16 protein-coding genes are annotated in these 20,265 nt (G+C 42.6%); 8 read left to right on the top strand and 8 right to left on the bottom strand.

The genetic code is table 11. The features are described from left to right. Positions 1-80: 80 nt before the first annotated feature. The 6 genes from sov to B0I27_RS05605 all read left to right on the top strand — a co-directional run bounded on the left by sov (position 81) and on the right by B0I27_RS05605 (position 10,928). Positions 81-6,950: a T9SS outer membrane translocon Sov/SprA gene (gene sov / locus B0I27_RS05630; protein ID WP_245925440.1), complete on the top strand. Its 6,870-nt coding sequence runs from the start codon at positions 81-83 to the stop codon at positions 6,948-6,950. A gap of 45 nt (positions 6,951-6,995) precedes the next feature. Then, positions 6,996-7,376 carry a glycine cleavage system protein GcvH gene (gcvH, locus tag B0I27_RS05625; RefSeq protein ID WP_106292250.1) on the top strand — a complete coding sequence of 127 codons (381 nt, stop codon included), beginning with the start codon at positions 6,996-6,998 and terminating at the stop codon, positions 7,374-7,376. Beyond that, positions 7,376-7,774, top strand: coding sequence for a VanZ family protein (locus B0I27_RS05620; RefSeq protein WP_106292249.1), 399 nt, complete (start codon positions 7,376-7,378; stop codon positions 7,772-7,774). The genes gcvH and B0I27_RS05620 overlap by 1 nt, the downstream gene beginning before the upstream one ends. Positions 7,775-7,960: 186 nt before the next feature. Then, positions 7,961-8,182, top strand: coding sequence for a FeoA family protein (locus B0I27_RS05615; RefSeq protein ID WP_106292248.1), 222 nt, complete (start codon positions 7,961-7,963; stop codon positions 8,180-8,182). A gap of 12 nt (positions 8,183-8,194) precedes the next feature. Beyond that, complete coding sequence (feoB, locus tag B0I27_RS05610; RefSeq protein ID WP_106292568.1) at positions 8,195-10,297, top strand: ferrous iron transport protein B; 2,103 nt, start codon at positions 8,195-8,197, stop codon at positions 10,295-10,297. 13 nt (positions 10,298-10,310) lie between these two features. Further along, positions 10,311-10,928: a SprT-like domain-containing protein gene (locus B0I27_RS05605; RefSeq protein WP_106292247.1), complete on the top strand. Its 618-nt coding sequence runs from the start codon at positions 10,311-10,313 to the stop codon at positions 10,926-10,928. Here B0I27_RS05605 and B0I27_RS05600 read toward each other — a convergent pair whose 3' ends face one another. Then, complete coding sequence (locus B0I27_RS05600) at positions 10,929-11,669, bottom strand: hypothetical protein (RefSeq protein WP_181276690.1); 741 nt, start codon at positions 11,667-11,669, stop codon at positions 10,929-10,931. It lies immediately after the preceding gene. 209 nt (positions 11,670-11,878) lie between these two features. Between B0I27_RS05600 and B0I27_RS05595 the strand changes: the two genes are divergently transcribed. Further along, on the top strand, positions 11,879-12,667 hold the full coding sequence (locus tag B0I27_RS05595; protein ID WP_106292245.1) for a DUF4198 domain-containing protein: 789 nt from the start codon (positions 11,879-11,881) through the stop codon (positions 12,665-12,667). An 11-nt stretch (positions 12,668-12,678) separates the two neighbouring features. After that, complete coding sequence (locus B0I27_RS05590) at positions 12,679-13,209, top strand: OmpA family protein (RefSeq protein WP_106292244.1); 531 nt, start codon at positions 12,679-12,681, stop codon at positions 13,207-13,209. Positions 13,210-13,215: 6 nt separating this feature from the next. On the opposite strand, the gene B0I27_RS05585 is transcribed toward B0I27_RS05590, so the two are convergent. From B0I27_RS05585 to B0I27_RS05555, 7 genes are all read right to left on the bottom strand, one after another. After that, entirely contained in the window at positions 13,216-14,403 is a 1,188-nt protein-coding gene (locus tag B0I27_RS05585; protein WP_106292243.1) for a lytic transglycosylase domain-containing protein, read from the bottom strand. Between the two features lie 30 nt (positions 14,404-14,433). Further along, complete coding sequence (gatA, locus tag B0I27_RS05580; protein WP_106292567.1) at positions 14,434-15,873, bottom strand: Asp-tRNA(Asn)/Glu-tRNA(Gln) amidotransferase subunit GatA; 1,440 nt, start codon at positions 15,871-15,873, stop codon at positions 14,434-14,436. 101 nt (positions 15,874-15,974) lie between these two features. Then, on the bottom strand, positions 15,975-16,169 hold the full coding sequence (locus B0I27_RS05575; protein WP_106292242.1) for a Sec-independent protein translocase subunit TatA/TatB: 195 nt from the start codon (positions 16,167-16,169) through the stop codon (positions 15,975-15,977). Position 16,170: 1 nt separating this feature from the next. Then, positions 16,171-16,446, bottom strand: a complete 276-nt coding sequence (locus B0I27_RS05570) for a Sec-independent protein translocase subunit TatA/TatB (protein ID WP_106292241.1) — start codon at positions 16,444-16,446, stop codon at positions 16,171-16,173. Positions 16,447-16,513: 67 nt separating this feature from the next. Next, complete coding sequence (locus tag B0I27_RS05565) at positions 16,514-17,773, bottom strand: murein hydrolase activator EnvC family protein (protein WP_106292240.1); 1,260 nt, start codon at positions 17,771-17,773, stop codon at positions 16,514-16,516. An 18-nt stretch (positions 17,774-17,791) separates the two neighbouring features. Beyond that, a complete protein-coding gene (gene lolB1, locus B0I27_RS05560) occupies positions 17,792-18,571 on the bottom strand; it encodes a lipoprotein insertase outer membrane protein LolB1 (RefSeq protein WP_106292239.1) in 780 nt (259 codons plus the stop codon). Next, entirely contained in the window at positions 18,549-20,264 is a 1,716-nt protein-coding gene (locus B0I27_RS05555) for a tetratricopeptide repeat protein (RefSeq protein WP_106292238.1), read from the bottom strand. Before B0I27_RS05555 ends, lolB1 begins: the two co-directional genes overlap by 23 nt. Position 20,265 lies beyond the last annotated feature (1 nt).

Genomic DNA, 20,265 nt, shown 5'->3' with positions numbered 1-20,265 from the left:
ACTATATAGCTGGCCAGACATCAGACAGTATTCGGCTACCTTATCGCTTTCATGATTCGCGTTTTTCGAATTTTCGAAGATTGCCCCAAATATTTTTGCCCACTCCGGGCAATATCGAAAAGACTGTTGAATTTGATCCGCTGACACGTCGATACATCCTCCAGGAAAAGATCGGAGAACAATTATATAGAGCACCGCGGTATTTGACCATTGAGGAGTACCAAAAATACGTGGATAGGGAGATTACGAATGACTTAAGGCGTACCTTATCAGCTTCTCGGGATAGTCTTAGAAATTCGAGTGGCCTGATACCGGTAATATCTGTTGATAATCGAATTTTTGAACGGATCTTTGGTGGTTCGACGATCTCCATCAAACCTCAGGGTACGGCTGATGTGACTATCGCCGGCAAGATTAATAAAAATGGCAATCCGTTATTGACCGAGCGTCAGAGGAAGCAATTTAGCCTGGATCTCGATCAGCGCATCCAAATGAATGTTGTGGGCCAGGTAGGTAGCAGACTTCGCATCGCAACAAACTACAATTCAGAGGCGCAGTTCGATTTTGAGAATCAGATTAAGATCGATAAGGCTGGAAACCCCGACGATATCTTACAGCGAATAGAAGTTGGTAACGTTAGTTTGCCTCTAAACTCAACTTTAATTACAGGGAGTCAAGCATTGTTTGGGGTGAAGACCCAGATGCAGTTTGGGCGATTAAACGTTACAAGTGTACTCTCTCAGCAAAAATCTCAGCATCGCGAAATAACTGTTGCAAATGGATCTCAGCAGAACGAATTCCGTTTAAGCGCAGATAATTACGAAGCAAACAGGCATTACTTTTTAGCTCAGTTCTTTCGAAATGAGTATAACGCGGCACTCGATCGAATACCACTCATCAGAAGTAATGTGAACATCACAAAGATTGAGGTGTGGATAACCAACCGAACAAACAGTTCGTCAGATTCACGGGATGTCTTAGCTCTTATGGATCTCGGAGAAAATAGGCCCTACCGTTCTGAACTTTTCCAAGGCGGTCAGGGTTATTCAAGGTATCCCGCCGGTACATTCGATCCTGGCTTCCCTCAACAATCCAACAATCTAATAGAGAGATTCCCGCAAGACGCTGTTCTAAGTAATTCAAACGCTGCCTACGCATTTTTTCAGGGAGGTGGGGGTACGGATAATTATTCCAAACTATCTTATGCACGTAAGCTGACAGACCAGGAATATGTACTACATCCCCGCCTAGGTTACATCTCGCTTAACTTCGCTCTCAATGCTGACGAGGTATTAGCAGTTGCTTATCGATATACAGTGAACGGTGTAGAGTATCAAGTTGGCCAATTCGCGTCAGATGTGCCGGTAAACCCTAATGAACCCAAATCTTTATTGACCAAGTTGCTGAAAAACGAGAATCTGAAGACGAGCCTTCCCACCTGGGACCTCATGATGAAAAACATATACTCTCTTGGTGCCTATCAGATCAGTAAGGAAAACTTTAAACTAAATGTCTATCGTCTCGATGAGAATACGGGTGTTGAGAAGCCTCAGATTACAGAGGGACAAAATACCAATGGCAAGCTTTGGCTCCAGCTTACCGATGTTGACCGATTAAACCAAGTCAACGACGTAGGATTTGATGGGATATTTGATTTTTTGGAGGGGCTAACTGTCGACCCGCAATACGGGCGGATAACGTTCCCTTTAGTTGAACCTTTTGGTTCGGATCTGGCAGCGAAATTTTCTCCTTCAGAGCAGAATCTGATAGACAAGTACGTGTTTCAGGCTCTGTATGATTCAACGCGAACTAACGCACAACAGCTCTTCCAGAAATACAACCGGTATATAATCAGAGGAACTTACCAATCTGAAGTCAGTTCTGAATTTCAGCTAAACGCAACGAATGTGCCGGAGGGCTCTGTGCAGGTAGTTGCGGGCACATTGCCGCTTGTTGAAGGTACCGATTTTACGGTTGATTATACAATCGGCCGGGTCCGCATTCTTAACGAAGCAATGTTGAATTCAGGCCAGCCTATTCGCATAAAGCTCGAGAGCAACGAATTGTTCGGGCTGCAGCAACGGTCTCTTTTTGGCTCCAGGTTCGACTACACGGTTAACGACAAGCTCCAGGTTGGTGGAACTTTTATGAGCCTTTCTGAAAAGCCCTTGTCTGCCAAAGTAAATTTTGGAGAGGAGCCTATCTCCAACACGATGTGGGGAGTCGATGCAAATTACTCCTCAGAGTCCCGCTGGCTTACACATCTGGTTAACAAACTGCCATTTATTAAAACGAGAGAGGTTTCAACTATTACTTTTTCAGGGGAATATGCTAAACTTATTCCGGGGCATTCTAGAGCGCTGGATTTTGCGGGTAGCAGAGGCGTTAGTTATCTGGACGATTTTGAAGGGACAAGATCTGTCATCGATCTCAAGAGCGCAATCGGCTGGCAGATATCCGGTACTCCAAAACTCTTTCCCGAAGCAGAATTGAGTAATGATCTCTCATACGGATTTAACAGGGCACAATTGGCGTTCTATAACATCGATCCGGTGTTTTACAGAAGAGGCAGCTCATTAGCCTCAGCGGGGCTTCCTAATAGTGCGGATGAATTATCCGATCACTACGTGCGTCAGATATTTGAGCAGGAAGTTTTTCCCTTAAAGCAGTCTGTAACAGGTATTCCGCAGGCTCTTCCAACACTAGACCTCGCATTTTATCCCATGTTACGTGGCTCTTATAATTATTCAACGACTGGTGTAAATGCAGATGGCACGCTTACAAGTCCAAGGAGCAGATGGGGTGGCGTATTTAGAAAATTGGAGTCTACAGATTTCGAATCTCAAAATGTGGAGTATTTGGAACTGTGGATGCTAGATCCATTTATCAATAAGCCAAATTCTAAAGGCGGAGATTTGTACATTAATCTTGGGAATATATCTGAGGACATACTTAAAGATGGAAGAAAGTCACTAGAGAACGGGTTGCCGGCAAACGGTTCGGACGATCAAACGGAACTAACAAAATGGGGAAGAGTACCAAAGCTACAGCCAGTGAACCAGGCATTTGAGAATAGCTCGGCAGCGAGAAAAGCGCAGGATGTTGGTTTAGACGGCATGGCCGATGAGGGAGAAAGTCGTCACTTTTCAGATTTTATCAACCAGATTAGCTCGCGGCTAAGCGTTGATGCAGCTACGTTACTTGCACGGGACCCCTCATCGGACAACTTCCAGTTTTACAGAGATCCCGCTTTTGATAATTCCAATGCAGGAATTCTGAGACGCTATGAACGTTATAATAACACCGAGGGAAATTCAAGGACGGCAGATCAATCACTAACGGAGACCGGCTTAAGTAACGCTGCATCCACTTCTTTGCCCGACGGTGAAGATATAAACCGTGATAACAACATGTCTCTGACGGATGAATACTACCAGTATAAAGTGTCAATAAGGCCGGGAGATATGGCAGTCGGCCAGAATTTTATTGCCGACAAGGTGACATCCAACGTCAAGCTGGCAAACGGAAGTACACAGCAGGCTTCCTGGTATCAGTTCAGAATTCCAATAAGCCAGTATCAGCAGCGTGTAGGAGGCATTGAGGACTTCAAGTCGATTCGATTTATGCGGGTGTTCCTTACTGATTTTCAAGATTCAGCCGTTATCAGACTGGCCAAATTACAGTTGGTTCGCGGAGAATGGCGAAAGTATAACTCAGAAAACAATTCGATGAAGGTGTTGGCAGACCCTGCATTAGGTGCAAGTCCGGGAATGGATAATTCCAGTATGGAAGTCAGCACTATCAACATAGAAGAGAATGGAAAGCGTAGTCCCATTCCTTACGTCGTACCACCTGGCATTATACGGGAAAGGGATTTGAGTAGTTATCGGGGGGATGCAGAGCAAAATGAGCAATCGCTGTCTATTCAAGTAAAGGATCTCAGAGATGGCTATGCAAGGGCCGCATTTAAAACAGCTTATACCGACTTCAGATCTTATGGAAAGCTCGAAATGTTCATCCATGCGGAGGGCGAGCAGCTGCGCGATAAGGAAGTCTCGGCCATTATCAGAATAGGAACTGATAACCAGGATAACTATTACGAGTACGAGATCCCGTTGGATATAACCGCGCCCGGTACGAATGACGCTTATGCAATCTGGCCCGAAAATAATAAGCTTAATCTTGAATTTAAAAAATTGCAGGCCGCTAAGGTTGCACGAAATAGAGCAAAATTTGGCGACGTTCCATGGCCGGCTAATGTTCCCTTCGAATATGCGGATGGGCTGCGAATCATCAGAGTAGTGGGCCAGCCGGATCTTAGCAAGGTCAGGGTCTACATGCTGGGAGTGAAAAATCCTTTGAGGCGTTCGGGTAATAGCAATCAAGATGATGGATTAGATAAATCAGCACAGGTGTGGTTTAACGAACTTCGACTATCTGAATTCGATGAACGGGGTGGGTGGGCAGCAACGGCCCGTCTGAACGCCAGGCTCGCCGACTTCGCTGAAGTGTCTATTTCTGGAAGCAAAAGCACGGTGGGTTTTGGCTCGATTGACAGGCGTACAAGTGAACGTAACAGATCAGACGATAGTTTCTTCGATCTCGCATCTTCACTGGAACTAGGGAAGCTTTTTCCTCAGCGAACCGGGATGCAAATACCCGTCTTTTTGAACTGGTCGTCTCAACTTAGCATACCACAGTATGACCCAAGTTCTCAGGATATCGAATTGAATACAGCGTTAAATGGTCTGTCGAAAAGTCAAAGAGATTCTGTGCACCGTATTGTCGATGATTATACCCGACGACGCGGTATCAATTTCAGCAATGTTAGGAAAATAAGGATGAACCCGGCAGATAAGCTGAGGTTATGGGATATTGAGAATTGGAGCGCGTCTTATGCTTACAATGAATACAATCATCGTGACTTTATTAATGAAAGAACGATACAGAAAACCTATCGCGCTAGTCTGGCCTACAACTATAGCCGCAAACCTCAGCCAGTGATGCCATTTGCTAAGATTATAAAGTCCAACCAATTTTCTTTGTTAAGAGATATCAACTTTAATCTATTACCCTCGCTCTTAAATTTCAGAATTGATGTAGACAGGCTTTATGCTGAAAATGGCTTAAGGAACAATGATCCCGCAAACGTAATTCCTCTCTCTACATTTAACAAGAACTTTCAGATGAGCAGGTTATATGGCATCAGCTGGAATTTAACGAGATCCATGCAGGTCGACATCAACGCAACAAATTATTCGATTATTGATGAACCTCAGGGCCGCATAAATGGGATGGCTCGCGATACTATTTGGGAAAACTTGAAACGACTTGGACGGACCACGGATTACAACCACAATCTGAACCTGACCTATAATCTACCATTAAGTAAGATTTCCGCGCTGAATTGGACTACTGCAGTTGTACGTTATGGGACAAGTTTCAATTGGACTACAGAATCCACTAATACGCTGAGGGATCCTGAAATATCTCTTGGGAACAGTATTCAGAATTCGCGAACCATCCAGTTCAACCCCAGTCTGAATTTTCTAAGATTTTATAATAGGTTCAGTACTTTCAGAAGATCCACAAAAGATGAAGCGTCCTTCTCGACATTTCTTAAAAATCTGGTTACCGGAGTCAAAAGTATGACAGGGGCTTACACACTTACCCAAGGCACATTTTTACCCGGTTACACACCGGGAACAAACGTCTTCGGTTATGATCTCGACGAGAGTGCACCAGGTTGGGGATTTTTGTTTGGAAGTCAGCAAGACATCAGGTCAAAAGCTGTTACAAACGGTTGGATCAGCAGAGACACACTGTTGAATCAATTATATGTTAAAAGCAAGAAGGAAGACATAAGTATAAGAGCTACCATCGAACCCCTGAAGGATTTGAGGATTGAACTCACAGCAACGAAAAGTTCCAACTTCAATTATTCAACAAATTTTCGGTTTAACTTAGCAATTGACGATTTTCAAAGCCAAAGTCCGATCACGTCCGGAGACTTCAGCATCTCATCCGCTTCGATAAGAACTGCTTTCTCGTCTATCGATAATGCTGCTCTCTTCCGTAAGTTTGAAAGAAATCGGGCGATAGTATCGGAGAGATTAGGTGCCGAAAATCCAAATTCAAGATCAAAAGTAGATGGTTTTAGTGAAGGCTACGGTAAGAATTCACAAGACGTAGTAGTTGCCTCCTTCATTGCTGCATACACAGGCAAGTCTCCTGAAGCCGTCAGCTTACGTACCTTCCCTAAGATCCCTATTCCCAACTGGCGGGTCTCCTATAACGGATTAACTAAATATGATCTGTTTGAAAGTTTCGCGTCCTTTAACTTGAATCATAGTTATCGTTCCACATACAATGTGAACGGATTCTCATCGCTTATTCGGTATCAGGAACAGAATGGATTTGTCAGCGTTAAAGATGGCCAGGGGAATTACTTGCCTATTTACCAATTTTCACAGGTAACGCTGTTTGAGCAATTTGTACCACTAATCGGTATAGATTTCCGGTTGAAAAATAATGTGTCGGCCAACTTCGAGTATCGTAAGACCCGAGGCTTAAGTTTAAGCCTGGCTAACAGTCAATTGGCACAGCAGCAGGATGACGGAATCGTCTTTGGCTTTGGTTACAGATCGGCCGATTTCCGGTTTCCTTTCGGTCTTATGAGTAATAAAAAGACTAAAAATGATGTTAATTTCAAGCTGGACTTTGCCGTCAATGACAGAAAAACGGTGATTTACAGGGCCGATGTTGATGGGGCAGAGGTGTATTCAGGCGCCAGAAACGTTGCGCTTAGGCCGTCGATGGACTATCTTTTAAATCAGAGGTTGAATATCCGAATATTTTACGACGGAAGCCTTTCCAGACCTTATACTTCTCAGACTTTTAATACATCTTTCAGTAATTTTGGAATAAATCTTAGGTTTACGGTCCAGTAATTGTCAGAATGCCATTTCAATCGCTATTTTTGAAAAAAAAACATCATGAATTTTCCTTCAGAATTAAAGTACACCAAGGATCACGAGTGGATCAGGGTAAATGGTAATGAGGCGGTAGTCGGCATCACGGAATTTGCTCAGCGCGAATTAGGTGATATTGTATACATCGATATCAATACTATTGGTGCTGAAGTCGCAAAAGACGAAGTATTTGGAACCGTTGAAGCTGTTAAGACAGTCTCTGATCTGTTTATGCCGTTGACAGGTACCATCCTCGAGCTAAACGAAAAGCTGGATTCAGCACCAGAGTTGGTAAATCAGGACCCATACGGTGATGGCTGGATGGTCAAGATAGAGATTAAATCAACCATTGAAATAGAGAGCCTTCTTTCTGCCGACGAGTACAAAGATCAGATAGGTCTGTAATGATTAGAAGTCTCAGGTATCAGTATCTGTCTCTTATGTGGCTGATACTGGTATTAATCCTTTGCAATATGCACATGGATAGTATTACGGCTGATCAACCCACGTTCTTCGAAGGTTTTGACAAGCTGGTACATACAGGTCTTTTTTATGTCTTGACGTTATTGATTCTAAGGGGAAAGCTCAAACAACGAGCTGAACACTCGCTCCGTTTTACAACCATACTGAAAATTGTTCTTTTTTCAGTGTTCTTTGGAGCCCTTATAGAATTGTTACAATGGAAAGTCTTCACCTACCGGTCGGGTGATTGGTGGGATTTGTTTTGTGATGCTCTAGGAGTAGCTATGGCTGTTTTTAGCTACTTCTGCTTAAGATGGGATAAATATGCTAAGGTCTTTTAATCTACTTGTGACGGTTGCTTTGTCGTTCCTCCTATTCACTTCCTGCGGAGTCTTTAGAAAAAGCTGCAATTGCCCGACCTTCAGCAAATCGAAATAGCTTTTTTACATTAAAAGGTGACCTGTGTGACAAGCGTTATTTGGATTTATTTCAAATAAGCCCTACTTTTGGTCATCTTATAAATAGATATGAAGCTATCGCAGTTGTTACCCGGCCAATCAGGTGTAGTTAAAGAGTTTACAGATCTTGAAATGTCTGTAAAATTGATGGAAATGGGATGTTTGCCCGGTGAATTAATTTTGGTGGATCGCTTTGCTCCTCTCGGAGATCCTATAGCTATAACCGTTTCCGGGTATCAGTTAAGCTTACGTATGCAAGAGGCTTCGACAATAATATTGGATCAGATATAAGTGATAAGCGAATTGAAGGTAGCTCTAGTTGGTAACCCAAATACAGGTAAATCTACATTATTTAATGTCCTTACAGGCCTGAACCAAAAGGTCGGTAATTTTCCGGGCGTGACTGTAGACAAAAAGACCGGTGTATGCAAGCTTCCGGATAAAAGAGTTGCACAGATCATTGACTTGCCCGGAACATATAGTCTTTATCCCAAAAGTAAAGACGAGAGCATTGTTTTTGAAGTTTTGGCCGATCGCCAGAATGCATCTTTTCCTGATGTAGTAGTGGTTGTAGTCGATGCAACCAATTTGAAACGTAATTTGTTGCTATATACTCAAGTTGCTGATCTCAAAATTCCAGTCGTCATTGCGCTTAATATGATGGACTTGGCATCTAAGTCAGGAATTAACATAGATATAGATGGGCTTTCTGAGAAGCTAGGTGTTCAGATCATCCCAATAAGTGCCCGACAGAGTTTTAACGTCGATAAATTAAAGCAAGCCATTGCGTTCACCTCAGATCACCCGTTGCAGAAAGATACTATTGATGTTTCTGCTCTCGCGCCGAGGTTGATAGACAAAATTAAAGAAGAGCTGTTTATTGAGTCACCGTATGCTGCTCTTCAAATCGCTCATCAACATGAAGACCTCCGGTTTTTATCAACAGATAAGAGTGATCGTGTAGAAGAGCTGGAGAACGAGTTCTCGTTTCATTCTGATACATCGAAGGCTAGAGAAACAATTGCACGTTATAATTTCATCAATGAGATTTTAGCAGATACAGTGATTGCAGGTCCTAAGCAGACCAAGAAGACGGTTACTAGTAGAATAGACGCGGTGCTCACTCATAAAGTATGGGGTTTCTTAATCTTTTTTTTAATTCTCTTCTTAATATTCCAGGCCATATTTGCCTGGTCTGAAGTGCCAATGTCGCTTATCGAAGCAGCTTTCGTATGGTTAACTACCCTTGTACATGAAAATTTGCCTGCAGGCGTTCTCACAGATTTACTTAGCGACGGTATTATAGCCGGGCTAAGCGGTGTTCTGGTGTTTATTCCCCAAATAGCTATTTTGTTTGCTTTTATCTCCGTGCTTGAAGATACGGGATATATGGCGAGGGTCACTTTCATGATGGATAAGGTGATGCGAAAGGTAGGGTTGAATGGGAAGTCGGTCGTACCCATGATAGGTAGTCTTGCTTGTGCCGTTCCGTCCATCATGAGCGCCCGAAATATAGAAAGTTGGAAAGACCGGATGATCACGATCATGGTCGTTCCTCTGATAAGCTGCTCCGCAAGACTTCCCGTCTATACCGTATTGATTTCTTTAGTAGTTCCCGATAAAATGATAGCTGGCTTTCTAAATATGCAGGGAATTGTGCTGATGGGAATGTATCTTATAAGTGTTGTTGCTGCCATTCTTGCTGCTTTGGCCTTTAAGTACATATTAAAGGCGAAGGAAAGAGGGTATTTCATCATGGAGTTGCCGGTATACAGAATGCCTCGCTGGGATAATGTATTACTAACGATGTTTGAGAAGGTTAAGACCTTTGTGTTTGAAGCTGGTAAAGTCATTATTGCTATATCCATCGTACTTTGGGCTTTGTCTAATTATGGTCCGCCGGGAAAACGCGCAGAAGTCGAACACAAATACGAGTCACCTCAGATAATAAGTGAATACTCGTCGGAGGAATTGGAATTGCATAAGTCATCGGAGTTATTAGAATCCTCTTATGCAGGGGTGGTTGGAAAGTTCATTGAGCCTGCTATTATACCTCTAGGTTATGACTGGAAAATCGGTATTGCTCTAATTACTTCTTTTGCAGCAAGGGAGGTTTTTGTCGGCACAATGGCTACTATTTATAGTGTAAGCGACGACGAAGCACATATATCTTCTGTTACCGAGAAAATGCGAAATGCGAAAAATGCAGATACAGGATTGCCGGTGTTTACCCTTGCGTCGTCCTTTTCTTTAATGATTTTTTATGCATTTGCTATGCAGTGTATTAGTACAATTGCGATAGTCTATAGGGAAACAAAATCGTGGAAATGGCCATTTATACAGTTCACTTATATGACGCTGCTTGCTTATATCTCAAGTTTGGTGGTTTATAATGTTCTAAAATAATGGGAAGAAAGCGGTGAACAAAGCGCAGAGATTATCTGACTATCTCCCTGAAGCAGCTGCTAAAATAGTTGCACAATGGATTGACGAATACTGCTGTGATTTTAAAGTTGCAGGCAAACGCAGTACGAAGTTAGGTGACTACAGACCTCCTCACAAAGGACTTAATCACCGCATCTCTGTCAACTATAACCTCAACCCATATGCATTTCTGATAACTACCGTTCATGAGTTTGCGCATTTGCAAACATGGAATGAGTACAAAAGCAGTGTCAAGCCGCATGGGCAGGAATGGAAGAACAACTTCAGAAAGATGATGCAACCATTTCTGACAATGGATATTTTTCCTGAGGATCTAAAAAAAGAGATTTATAGCTATCTAATCAATCCATCTGCGTCAAGCTGTACTGACGTTAGCTTATTTAGAGCAATACATTCGTATAATCCTCCCAGCCTTGGCAATGCTCGTGCAATGTTGATGGAGAACATCCCGTGCAATGCAACATTTGTCATTCGGAACGGAAGGAGGTTTAAAAAACTGGAGAAAGTGCGTAAACGGTATAAATGTATCGAAATCGCTACCGGACGCCTCTATCTGTTTCACCCTATGGCTGAGATCTTCGAAGCTGGTTGATTATCTTCTCTCAGCACCTTTGTAAATTGCCTCTCCATCTATAATCTCCCAATTGATACTTAAAGTGGAACCTTTATATTTATCGGCGTTAGTAACAAGTTCTTGTATAAACTCATCTTCGTTTTCAACCCGAATCACGGCACGATAGGATTTGAGCTCCCTCTTACTAAGTATAATGTACCTGGCTTTCGGGTATTCTGTTATTCCTTCGAATGTTAGATCGAAGTTACCTTTGTTCGTTATTGCACTTTCCAGCTGTTCCAGAGTTTCGCCAATGTTTACGTTTTTACTCTCGACTTTTTCGTATTTCGCCGTGTTGAATGTCGCCGCATCATCAGCAGACCTCGATTCTGCGTGAAAGAGAACATCGTTTCTGTAATATTCTCTCTGAGATCTGTATCGAGGGCTCTCATACGAGTTGAAAACGTCTTCTGTTAACAAAAGCAGTTGGCGTCGATGAACGTAGTAATACTTCTTAACCGATCCGATCTCTCCCTCACCATGCTCAACATAAAGAACCGGGTTGCCATTGCTTGAATATCTGGTTACAAAAAAAGAATACTCATCTTTATTAAAAACCAAGCTTTCTCTCTTCTCAAATTCGGAAAGATGTAGCTTGATAGAATCAGCATAGCCGTTAATGCTGCTATCATCCCGAAACACCGATGAGGCGATACCCATCTTCGCCTGAGGATGTTTATCTTTTACTTCTCCGTTATTGCAGGAAATGGCAATATTCATGACAGCGACACATGAGAAGAAGGTTACATACCTGACCTTAAAATAGGGAGACTTAAACATAGCTCTCTAACAAACTTATCTGGAAAGCGTTTAAAATTATGTGTGAAAACGGTTTCGCTAATCAATTTGTGTTGTTATCGTACATTTGCATGTAGGAAAGTTTCACACCACCTCAAAAACTTGTAAGTTTGATTTTCTAAATAATCCATATGAAGCAACTATATATTATGTTTCTTACTGTTCTTTTGTCTGGAACAGTCCTGGCTCAAGAGTACTACCTTCGGCCTCAGACGTTTGCTTTAAAAGGAAAGGAAGATCTCGTTGTTGAAATTTATAGGGGCAATAAGTTTGATACCGGTGAGGATCGTAAGGTTGAAAACTCCAGATTAAAGAGCGCCAATATTTATCGGGGGTCGAAGCCTGAGAGTTTGATTGACACGGCAGGAGCCGTCAGATCAACCTTAATTATCCCGTATAAAGGCTCAGGATTAAACCTCATTTCGGCGGAGCTTTTCAATAGTGTCGAGCAAAAATCAAGAACCTCTCTTAATAACCAGTTCGCAGAGGAAGGGTTTGCTGATGTAGCAGACAAGGCCGGTATGAAGCAGCTATTTTCTGTAAATAATCACTATTCGCTTAAGACCCTTATTGTTTCCGACAAACCTTCGGGAGGTGCCTATGAAGTTAAAGCAGATGGAGATTTTGAAATTGTCTTATCGCAAAACCCATATAAAATGAAATATGGTGAGGATATTACCGTTCAGGTATTATCCAAGGGGGCGCCAGTGAAGAAAGCTTATGTTTCGGTTACTACCAGAACGCTCAACGGGAGCTTGTTCGCATCGTCTCAGGTAACCGACGATGAAGGTAAAGCGTATGTAAAGCTTAACCGTGCGGGCGAATGGCTTATTAAAGCAGTGAATATACTACCCGCAGAAAAATCAGCTGACTTCGACAGATGGTTCTCGTCTTTTAGTTTTAGCTTCTTAAATAAATAATATATAAACAAATGGTTAGAAAGACTCTAGTAATAGCGGCGCTGGCTGCTGTAGGAGCCTTGGGTTCTTGTAAAAGTAAAAAGGCTATTGTATCGACTCCGGCGAGTAGCCAGGCACAGGTGACAGATGATACTGAATATGACGCTTATCGGAATAAGCTGCCCGGTACACAGGTTGACAGAGTACAGAGTGGGGTCAAGGTAACATTTGCTTCAGAAATTCTTTTCCCAACAAACTCGTCGTACTTGACTGAGCCCGCTAAAGAGAAGCTGCAGAAATTAGTTAAGGTTATAAAGGAAAAAGGCTCCGCAAAACTTCTTATCGAGGGTCACACAGACAAAACCGGAACTCCGGAGTATAATAAATGGCTTTCAGAAAAAAGAGCAGCTTCAGTTAAGGCATTTGCCGTCAGCATGGGGCTTTCTGAAGCTTCTGTTAGTACTACTGGGTTAGGTGATACCAAGCCCGTCGCTGTGAACAGCACTCCTGAAGGTCGGGCTAAAAACAGACGTGTAGAGATTACGATTTCTCAGGGAAAGTAGGTCGGATTATCCACCAATAATTTTGAGAACCATTCCGGTTTTTACAGAAGAAGAGTCTTTTAGTTTGTTAATTACTATAATCTCTTCTTCTGTTGCTCCTTTAAACTGGGCAACAATAGAAGAAAGCGTGTCGCCGCGCTGAACCCGATACATGATAACCTGGTCTCCGCTTCGGGTACGACTGGTACCCTTCACTCCGGCTCCTCTGGTTTTATAAAAGATGTTGTTAGCAGCTTGTAATCTGGCATCAGATACTGTTTGGCCATTCATAACGTCGTTCACCAAATCGAAATAGGGCTTTCGATTAGCAGGCAACACCAGCCTCTGAGGGTATTCCTCACTTCCGTAGATTCCGCCTTGTAAATATGCTGGATTCAATCTCGCGATTTCCTCTGTCGTTAAGTTGCTTGCCGAAGCAATAGCACTAAAGGTGACCGGAGAACTTACCGAAATAGTTTCTGTCTCAAACGGCAAGTCAGTCGTTCCCGGTTCGATATTGTGCTTCCAGTAGTGATTCATTACATAGACCGTTGCTATATAAGCCGGTACGTAATTCTGAGTTTCCGTCGGAAGATATTGTCTGATTGACCAATAGTCACCCTTCCCCCCGGCTTTCTCCATAGCCCATTTAATATTATTCCTTCCACAGTTGTAGGAAGCAATTGCTACGAGCCAGTCATCATACATATAGTAAGACTCAAGTAGGTGAGAAGCCGCAGCATTGGCCGCCAGGAATGGATCTTTACGCTCGTCTACTAGGTCTGAAATCTTCAAACCATAGAGTTTGCCTACTTCATAAAGAAACTGCCAAGGCCCGGTAGCGCCCATATGGGATACTGCCTGCGGATTCAAAGAAGATTCAATTACAGATATGTATTTCAATTCCTCAGGAACATTCCGATTCTCGAAGACTTTCTTGTAAATCGGGAAATAGTATTGCGACAAGCCAAGCATCTGTGATATTCGGCTTTTTTGTCTGGTAATATAAATATCTATAAATCTTTGAACTTCCGCGTTGTAGGTCAGTGGAACCCTGTTTTGAATAGATTCGAGAGCACGTTTGAAGATTATGGAATCCGCAACTGCAGCCACCTGGTAACTGTCAGGTGAAGGATTGCTACGCTGTTTCCCAAATACACCAGACGTTCCGAAAATCAATAACAATACGGTCAACACTTTTCTTCTCTTCATCATTCTTTTGTTAAAGACCCAATAGCCTGCCGGCTATTCTTGATCCGCCATATGCATATCCATAACGTACTTGGAGAACGACAGTAGCTCAGCTTCCCCAAAACGCTTGCCTATCAGCTGTAAGCCGAGTGGAAGGCCCTTAGAGTTATTCTTAACAGGCAGCGAGATAGCGGGGATACCTGCAAGGGATGCCTGCACAGTAAAAATATCAGCTAAATACATCACTACAGGGTCGTCTGTCTTCTCACCCAGCCCGAACGCAGGGCCGGGAGATGTTGGTAAAAGAATGAAATCATGATCCCTCAAAATCTCCTCAGTTTTTTCTCTGATTAAACGCCTTACCTTTTGCGCTTTTCCATAAAAAGACGCATAATGGCCTGCACTCAGGACGAAAGTACCCAACATGATTCTGCGCTTAACTTCGGCTCCAAAGCCCTCAGACCGGGATTTTTTATATGTCGATTCAAGATCGGCCGCATTCGGACTTCTAAATCCATAATGGACACCATCATAACGTGCCAGATTAGAAGATGATTCTGCAGTCGTCAATATGTAATAGGTCGGCACAACATAATCCAGATATGGGAAAGAAATAGGCTCAACTGAATGACCTTCGTCCTGCAGCCTTTTGATCATCGTCTCAGTTAATAACTTAACCTCGGGATCCAAGCCTTCCGACAGCAAGGTTTCAGGCAGATAAGCAATTCTCTTTTTTCCTTCGAATGACAGCTCCTGGCTATACTTAGGTACAGGAAAAGTAGATGAAGTACTATCAAAATCATCATGCCCGGCAATAATCTCCATTATCAAGGCGGCGTCCTCCACCGATTTAGTCAAAGGCCCTACTTGGTCGAATGACGAGGCGTAAGCTACGATGCCGTGTCTGGAAACTCGTCCATATGTCGGCTTAAGGCCGATAATACCGCAGAACGAAGCTGGTTGCCTCACAGAGCCTCCTGTATCGGTGCCTAGTGCTGCCATACATAATCCTGCCTGGACAGCCACCGCAGATCCTCCGGATGAACCTCCGGAAACCTTTGTATTATCAGCGAAATTTTTTACGTGGCCAAAGTAGGAGTTTTCATTAGAACCACCCATGGCGAACTCATCACAGTTCAGACGACCGATAATAATCGCATCTTCATCTAATAGACGCTCTACTACAGTAGCAGAAAAAATAGAAACGTAGTTCTCAAGCATTCTGGATCCTGCTGACACACCATGATCTTTATAGCAAATAAGATCTTTTATCCCGATAACCATTCCTGCCAATCTACCTGCTGTGCCGTTTAGAATCTTAGCATTTATGACCGGAGCAAGATTCCGTACTTCGTCTTTGTATACCTCGATAAATGCGTTCAGGTGAGATTCCGCGTCAATTCGCTGCAGGTAATGTTCTACTACTGTTGTTAAAGTGAATTTGCCCTCTTTAATCTTTTGATGTAAGATAGTTAAGGAAATATACGGTTCCATTCCGTGAAGGTACATAATTCTCCTAAATCGAAAAACCCCATATCAGGCAAATAATGCCGAATATGGGGTTAAGTAATAAAAAGGTTATCCTGTACTAAAACTTAGTAAGTCTTATTTTCATTTTCCCTGGCTGAATCAGCGTCGCCGTCTTTAGCGTCTTTAAATTCTTTAACGCCTTTCCCTAAACCGCGCATAAGCTCCGGGATTTTTTTGCCGCCAAAAAGAAGCAGAATAGCAACCACAATTAGAATAATTTCTGGCGCACCTAATCCGATTAATAAAAATGTATTAAACATACTATGAATTTATATGTGGTTTTTCTGTTTGCTGCTCTGATTCAGTTGTTTTCTTAGAATCTAGATCGACGCTCAAGTCGTCATTGACTGCGTTAATATTTCGGTGTATCTCACGCTTTACACCATCAGAGGCATCTTTGAACTCTCTCATGCCCTTTCCAAGGCCTCTTGCTAATTCAGGTAGCTTCTTGCCTCCAAATAACAGCAAAACTGCGAATAGAATCAACATCAGCTCCGGCGTACCCATGTTAAGGAATAACAATATAGAATTCAACATTTTCCCCTGATTAATTATACAAATATAGAATAAAAATAAACGCCATTTGTTTATTAATTATTGTGAGTTATCTAGCTAACCAAGCTTCCGGGTTCATTGGGGTAGTTCCTTTCCAAATCTCGAGGTGTACTTCGGTGCTACCATCTGTCGGATCTGTTGCGACTGAACCAAGCGGTTGTTTAACTGTCACCTTCTGGCCTTTTGATACGCTTACCGACCGTAAGTTAGTATAGACCGTGAAATATTCTCCATGACGGATGATAATTGCAGTAGATGCGCCCATATTCATGACACTGCTTACCGTACCGCCAAAGATTGCTCGTACGATGGCACCCTCATTGGTTTGAATATTTACACCGTTATTTTCTGTAGAAACGTTCCCAATTGAATGTCTGCCAAATCGCTCCACTATCGTCCCGTTCGCCACTGGCCATGGCAAGCTTCCACGATTTCCAGTAAAGTCAGACGTCATTTTTGCCGACTCAGGAGTAGCAGATAGGACCTTCGAACCCTTAGCAACGGGTTTTGCTTCGGTATCGTCTCCCTTCGCCGCTGCCGCTTTTGCTGCCGCTGCTGCTGCTGCCGCTGCTCTTTTACGCTCGGCTTCAATTTCCCGACTGATCGCATTTTGTATCGCCCGGTTCAATCTTGCTGATTCTCTCTGCTTTTGGGTAAGCTCCTGGCGGAGCTGCTTTTCCTCTTTGCTTAGTTTGTTGAGCTGTATCGATTGATTACTCTTTTCTTTCCCGAGAGTAATTTTCTCTTTTTCCTGGTCTTCTAACAATGAACTTTTCTCTCTCTTGTTGTGATCCAGTTGCTGAATTTTATGCCCCAACTCCCTCTGTGTCTCCTGTATATATCTTGCTTGTTTACGCCTGTAATCCCCAAACTGCTGGAGGTACTTGAGTCTCTTGTAAGCCTGATTAAAGTCGCTGGACGCAAATATGAACATTAGCTTGCTATATGAACTTTGATTTCTAAACGCGAACAAAATCATCGCTGCATACTCTTTTTTTAATTTTACCAATTGGCTTTGCAGCGAACGTACATTGTTAGTATTCTCGGAAATCTGATTGTCAAGCAGTCTGACTTCCGAATTAATAGTACTTATCTTAGCCTCCCTGAGTCTTATCTGAGCATTCAGTGCATTGATCTGCTTAAGCGACAGTCGCTTGTTATTCACCACCTTATTCTGAGATCGTCTCAGCATCTCAATTTCCCGGGTAAGTGCTTCCTTGCGGCGCTTGAGCTCAGCACTGCTCTGCGCAAATACAGAACCAGTAACGAAAACGAAAGCGAAGACTAAAAAAATCTTGGTAAGACTCATGTGCACAAATCTATTTAATTAATCCTTTACTGTAAACCTTTTGGGAACACTGAATGGAAAATCAACCGGTTCATTTGCAGAAACGCTCGAGTACTTGATATTAATTCGTACGTTTTTATTGCCTGCTTTCGAAAACAGATTCACAGAATAGGGGAGATTTCGGCCGTTTAGGGCCTGAAATTCACTATAGTTTGCAACGAGCTGTTGTCCTTTTATATCCTGCATGCGATTTTCAATCAGCTTAAAATATTCATTAAAAAGCAGTTCGTAAGCAATGTCATCTTCAGAAGACTTGACAACTGTTTGGTTGCTGCCTATGGTGATTTCAGACGCGGGCGATACAGAACCTTTTATAGTATTACCAATTATCAGATTTTGTAGGGTCTGAAAATCAATCTTTGGATTGGAATATTGAGAAATGAAGTTAAACGGCTTTGCCAGATATTCTCCTTGAAGACGATTATAGATTTTAATGCTGTCGGGGGTAATCATAACTCTGGCTACCTCAATTCCTGCGATCGCAGTAATTGACATCCATATTACCTCATCTTTCCGTATTCTCAGGCTTAGATTTGCACCATTGGAAGAATTATTAAGCTTGAAGTCAATTTTCGCCTTCGCGGAAAGAGTTTTAAATGCAAAATTATTTTCAGTGATTGCTTTTATAGATTCTGCTTTACTGCTTACTTCAGCCGGTACTGTATTTACAACTGTTGCTGCTTCCTTTTTGGCTTTGCAAGAAAAGCATAGTACTGCTAAACATAGAAGTACTATCTTATTCAAAGTATTTTTTTTCATTTATCTTCTTATCTAATATTTCTGATTTAACACCTAATGTTCTGGCTTTCGTCCAGTTTTCCAGCGCTAGGTCAGTTTCCTTCAGATGAAATAAAATATCTCCGAAATGCTCAAATTGAATTCCGCTGCCCGCATTGTTTTTAATCGCTTTTTCAATCCATATCCGGGCGTCCGCATATTTTTTTTGCTGAAATAAGACCCATGCATAAGTGTCCTGGAAAGATGCATTTTCGGGGTCCAACTCATTAGCCTGCGAAGACATCTTGGCTGCCTTTTCTAAGTGTTCTTTCCTTAACGATAAATAATAGGCATAATTGTTCAATGCGTATGCATTTACAGGGTCAAGGGTCAACGCTTTATCAAAGGCAGCATCAGCCTCTTTATACTTTTTTAAAGAATTTAATGAATTGCCCAGACTGGCCTGAACTTGCGACTGATAGACAGCATTTTCCGTGTCCAGGCTAGTCGCCTGAGAAAAGCGCTCAATCGCCTTTTCGTGGTTTTCAAGCTGAGCGTAGGCAATACCGGTGAAAAAATATAGCGAAGAGCGGTCTTTGAATAGTGTTAATGCCTGTTCACCATCCTCCAGCACCTTCTCGAATTCGCCCATTGACATCTCGATCTCTAATAGTTGTTCCCAGATTCGGATCTCCTTTTCGCTAATTGATAACGCCTGCTTATATGCTTCCCGCGCTCCTTTAAGATCTTTTGATTGAGCCAGCAGGTCTCCATAAATAGCGAATGCCCTTGACTCCTTCGGATGTCTCCGTGTAGCAAGAAGCGCAAGTTCGGTAGCTTCAGATAACGAGACTGGATTTTTGATCTTCGGAAAGTAGGAAAAGATGATCTGAGCTTTTACGTCAAAATCCAACATATCATCTGCTACAACCTTCTTTAGCTCTTTGAACGCTTCAGCATCTTTGCCCTCCGAGCGATAGACATCGGCCATTAAGAGAATAACATAAGGGTTTTTCGGCTCTATCTTATTCGCTTCCTTCAGTCTGTTGAGTGCTTTTTCCTTTAAACCTGTTTTAAGATATAATTCTGTCAGCGCAAGATAGTTTCTTATATCAGCCGGATTCTTCTTGATCAGCTCTTCAAGAACTGAGATCCCTCTATCCGGATCGGGATCGTTAATCAACAGACGTTGCTTGAGTGTCTCCAGTCTTGGTGAAGGTCCAAAAGTTGATTCAATTTCAGTATAAATCGGCTCTGCTTCTTTTGTTCGACCCAGAAGTATTAATGCGTTCGCCTTATCGTGAAGATACTCATCGGCACCCGGCTCAAGTTTGGTAAGTCGGTCGTAAACTTCGGGAAGCTGGTCCAGCTTTTGCGTTTGCTTGTAGATATCTGTCAGGAGTAAAAGGAACCACTTATTGTCTGGATTTGCCGCAACAGCTTTAACTGCATACTGCTCAGCCAGTCCAATCTGCTGCTTGATCCTATATATATTGCTCAGTTCATAAAGGGCAGCGCCGTTTAGCGAGTCAAGCTCTACGGTTCGTTTAAAAGAACGCTCCGCCTCGTCAATTCTCCCTGAGGTTTTTTCCCTAAGACCAGAAAAAAAGGTGTTCCTTATTTCAATGCTGTCAACCCCTGACAAACTACGGTCTTTGATGTTCTCCTTCTGGGCAAAGACAGAATTGGCGAGGCAACTAAGTGTGAGAGAAATAAGAAATCTTTTTCGTAACATG

It is taken from the genome of Arcticibacter pallidicorallinus, from assembly GCF_003002875.1.
Lineage (GTDB): Bacteria > Bacteroidota > Bacteroidia > Sphingobacteriales > Sphingobacteriaceae > Arcticibacter > Arcticibacter pallidicorallinus.
Note: the sequence above shows the minus strand (reverse complement) of the source record. Positions and strands in the feature narration are given on the sequence as shown.

Coding starts and splice junctions, on each gene's coding strand:
- gcvH (WP_106292250.1), top strand. CDS start 6,996: ATGAATTTTCCTTCAGAATTAAAGTACACCAAGGATCACGAGTGGATC.
- B0I27_RS05620 (WP_106292249.1), top strand. CDS start 7,376: ATGATTAGAAGTCTCAGGTATCAGTATCTGTCTCTTATGTGGCTGATA.
- B0I27_RS05615 (WP_106292248.1), top strand. CDS start 7,961: ATGAAGCTATCGCAGTTGTTACCCGGCCAATCAGGTGTAGTTAAAGAG.
- B0I27_RS05600 (WP_181276690.1), bottom strand. CDS start 11,669: ATGAATATTGCCATTTCCTGCAATAACGGAGAAGTAAAAGATAAACAT.
- B0I27_RS05595 (WP_106292245.1), top strand. CDS start 11,879: ATGAAGCAACTATATATTATGTTTCTTACTGTTCTTTTGTCTGGAACA.
- B0I27_RS05590 (WP_106292244.1), top strand. CDS start 12,679: ATGGTTAGAAAGACTCTAGTAATAGCGGCGCTGGCTGCTGTAGGAGCC.
- B0I27_RS05585 (WP_106292243.1), bottom strand. CDS start 14,403: ATGATGAAGAGAAGAAAAGTGTTGACCGTATTGTTATTGATTTTCGGA.
- gatA (WP_106292567.1), bottom strand. CDS start 15,873: ATGGAACCGTATATTTCCTTAACTATCTTACATCAAAAGATTAAAGAG.
- B0I27_RS05575 (WP_106292242.1), bottom strand. CDS start 16,169: ATGTTTAATACATTTTTATTAATCGGATTAGGTGCGCCAGAAATTATT.
- B0I27_RS05570 (WP_106292241.1), bottom strand. CDS start 16,446: ATGTTGAATTCTATATTGTTATTCCTTAACATGGGTACGCCGGAGCTG.
- B0I27_RS05565 (WP_106292240.1), bottom strand. CDS start 17,773: ATGAGTCTTACCAAGATTTTTTTAGTCTTCGCTTTCGTTTTCGTTACT.
- lolB1 (WP_106292239.1), bottom strand. CDS start 18,571: ATGAAAAAAAATACTTTGAATAAGATAGTACTTCTATGTTTAGCAGTA.
- B0I27_RS05555 (WP_106292238.1), bottom strand. CDS start 20,264: ATGTTACGAAAAAGATTTCTTATTTCTCTCACACTTAGTTGCCTCGCC.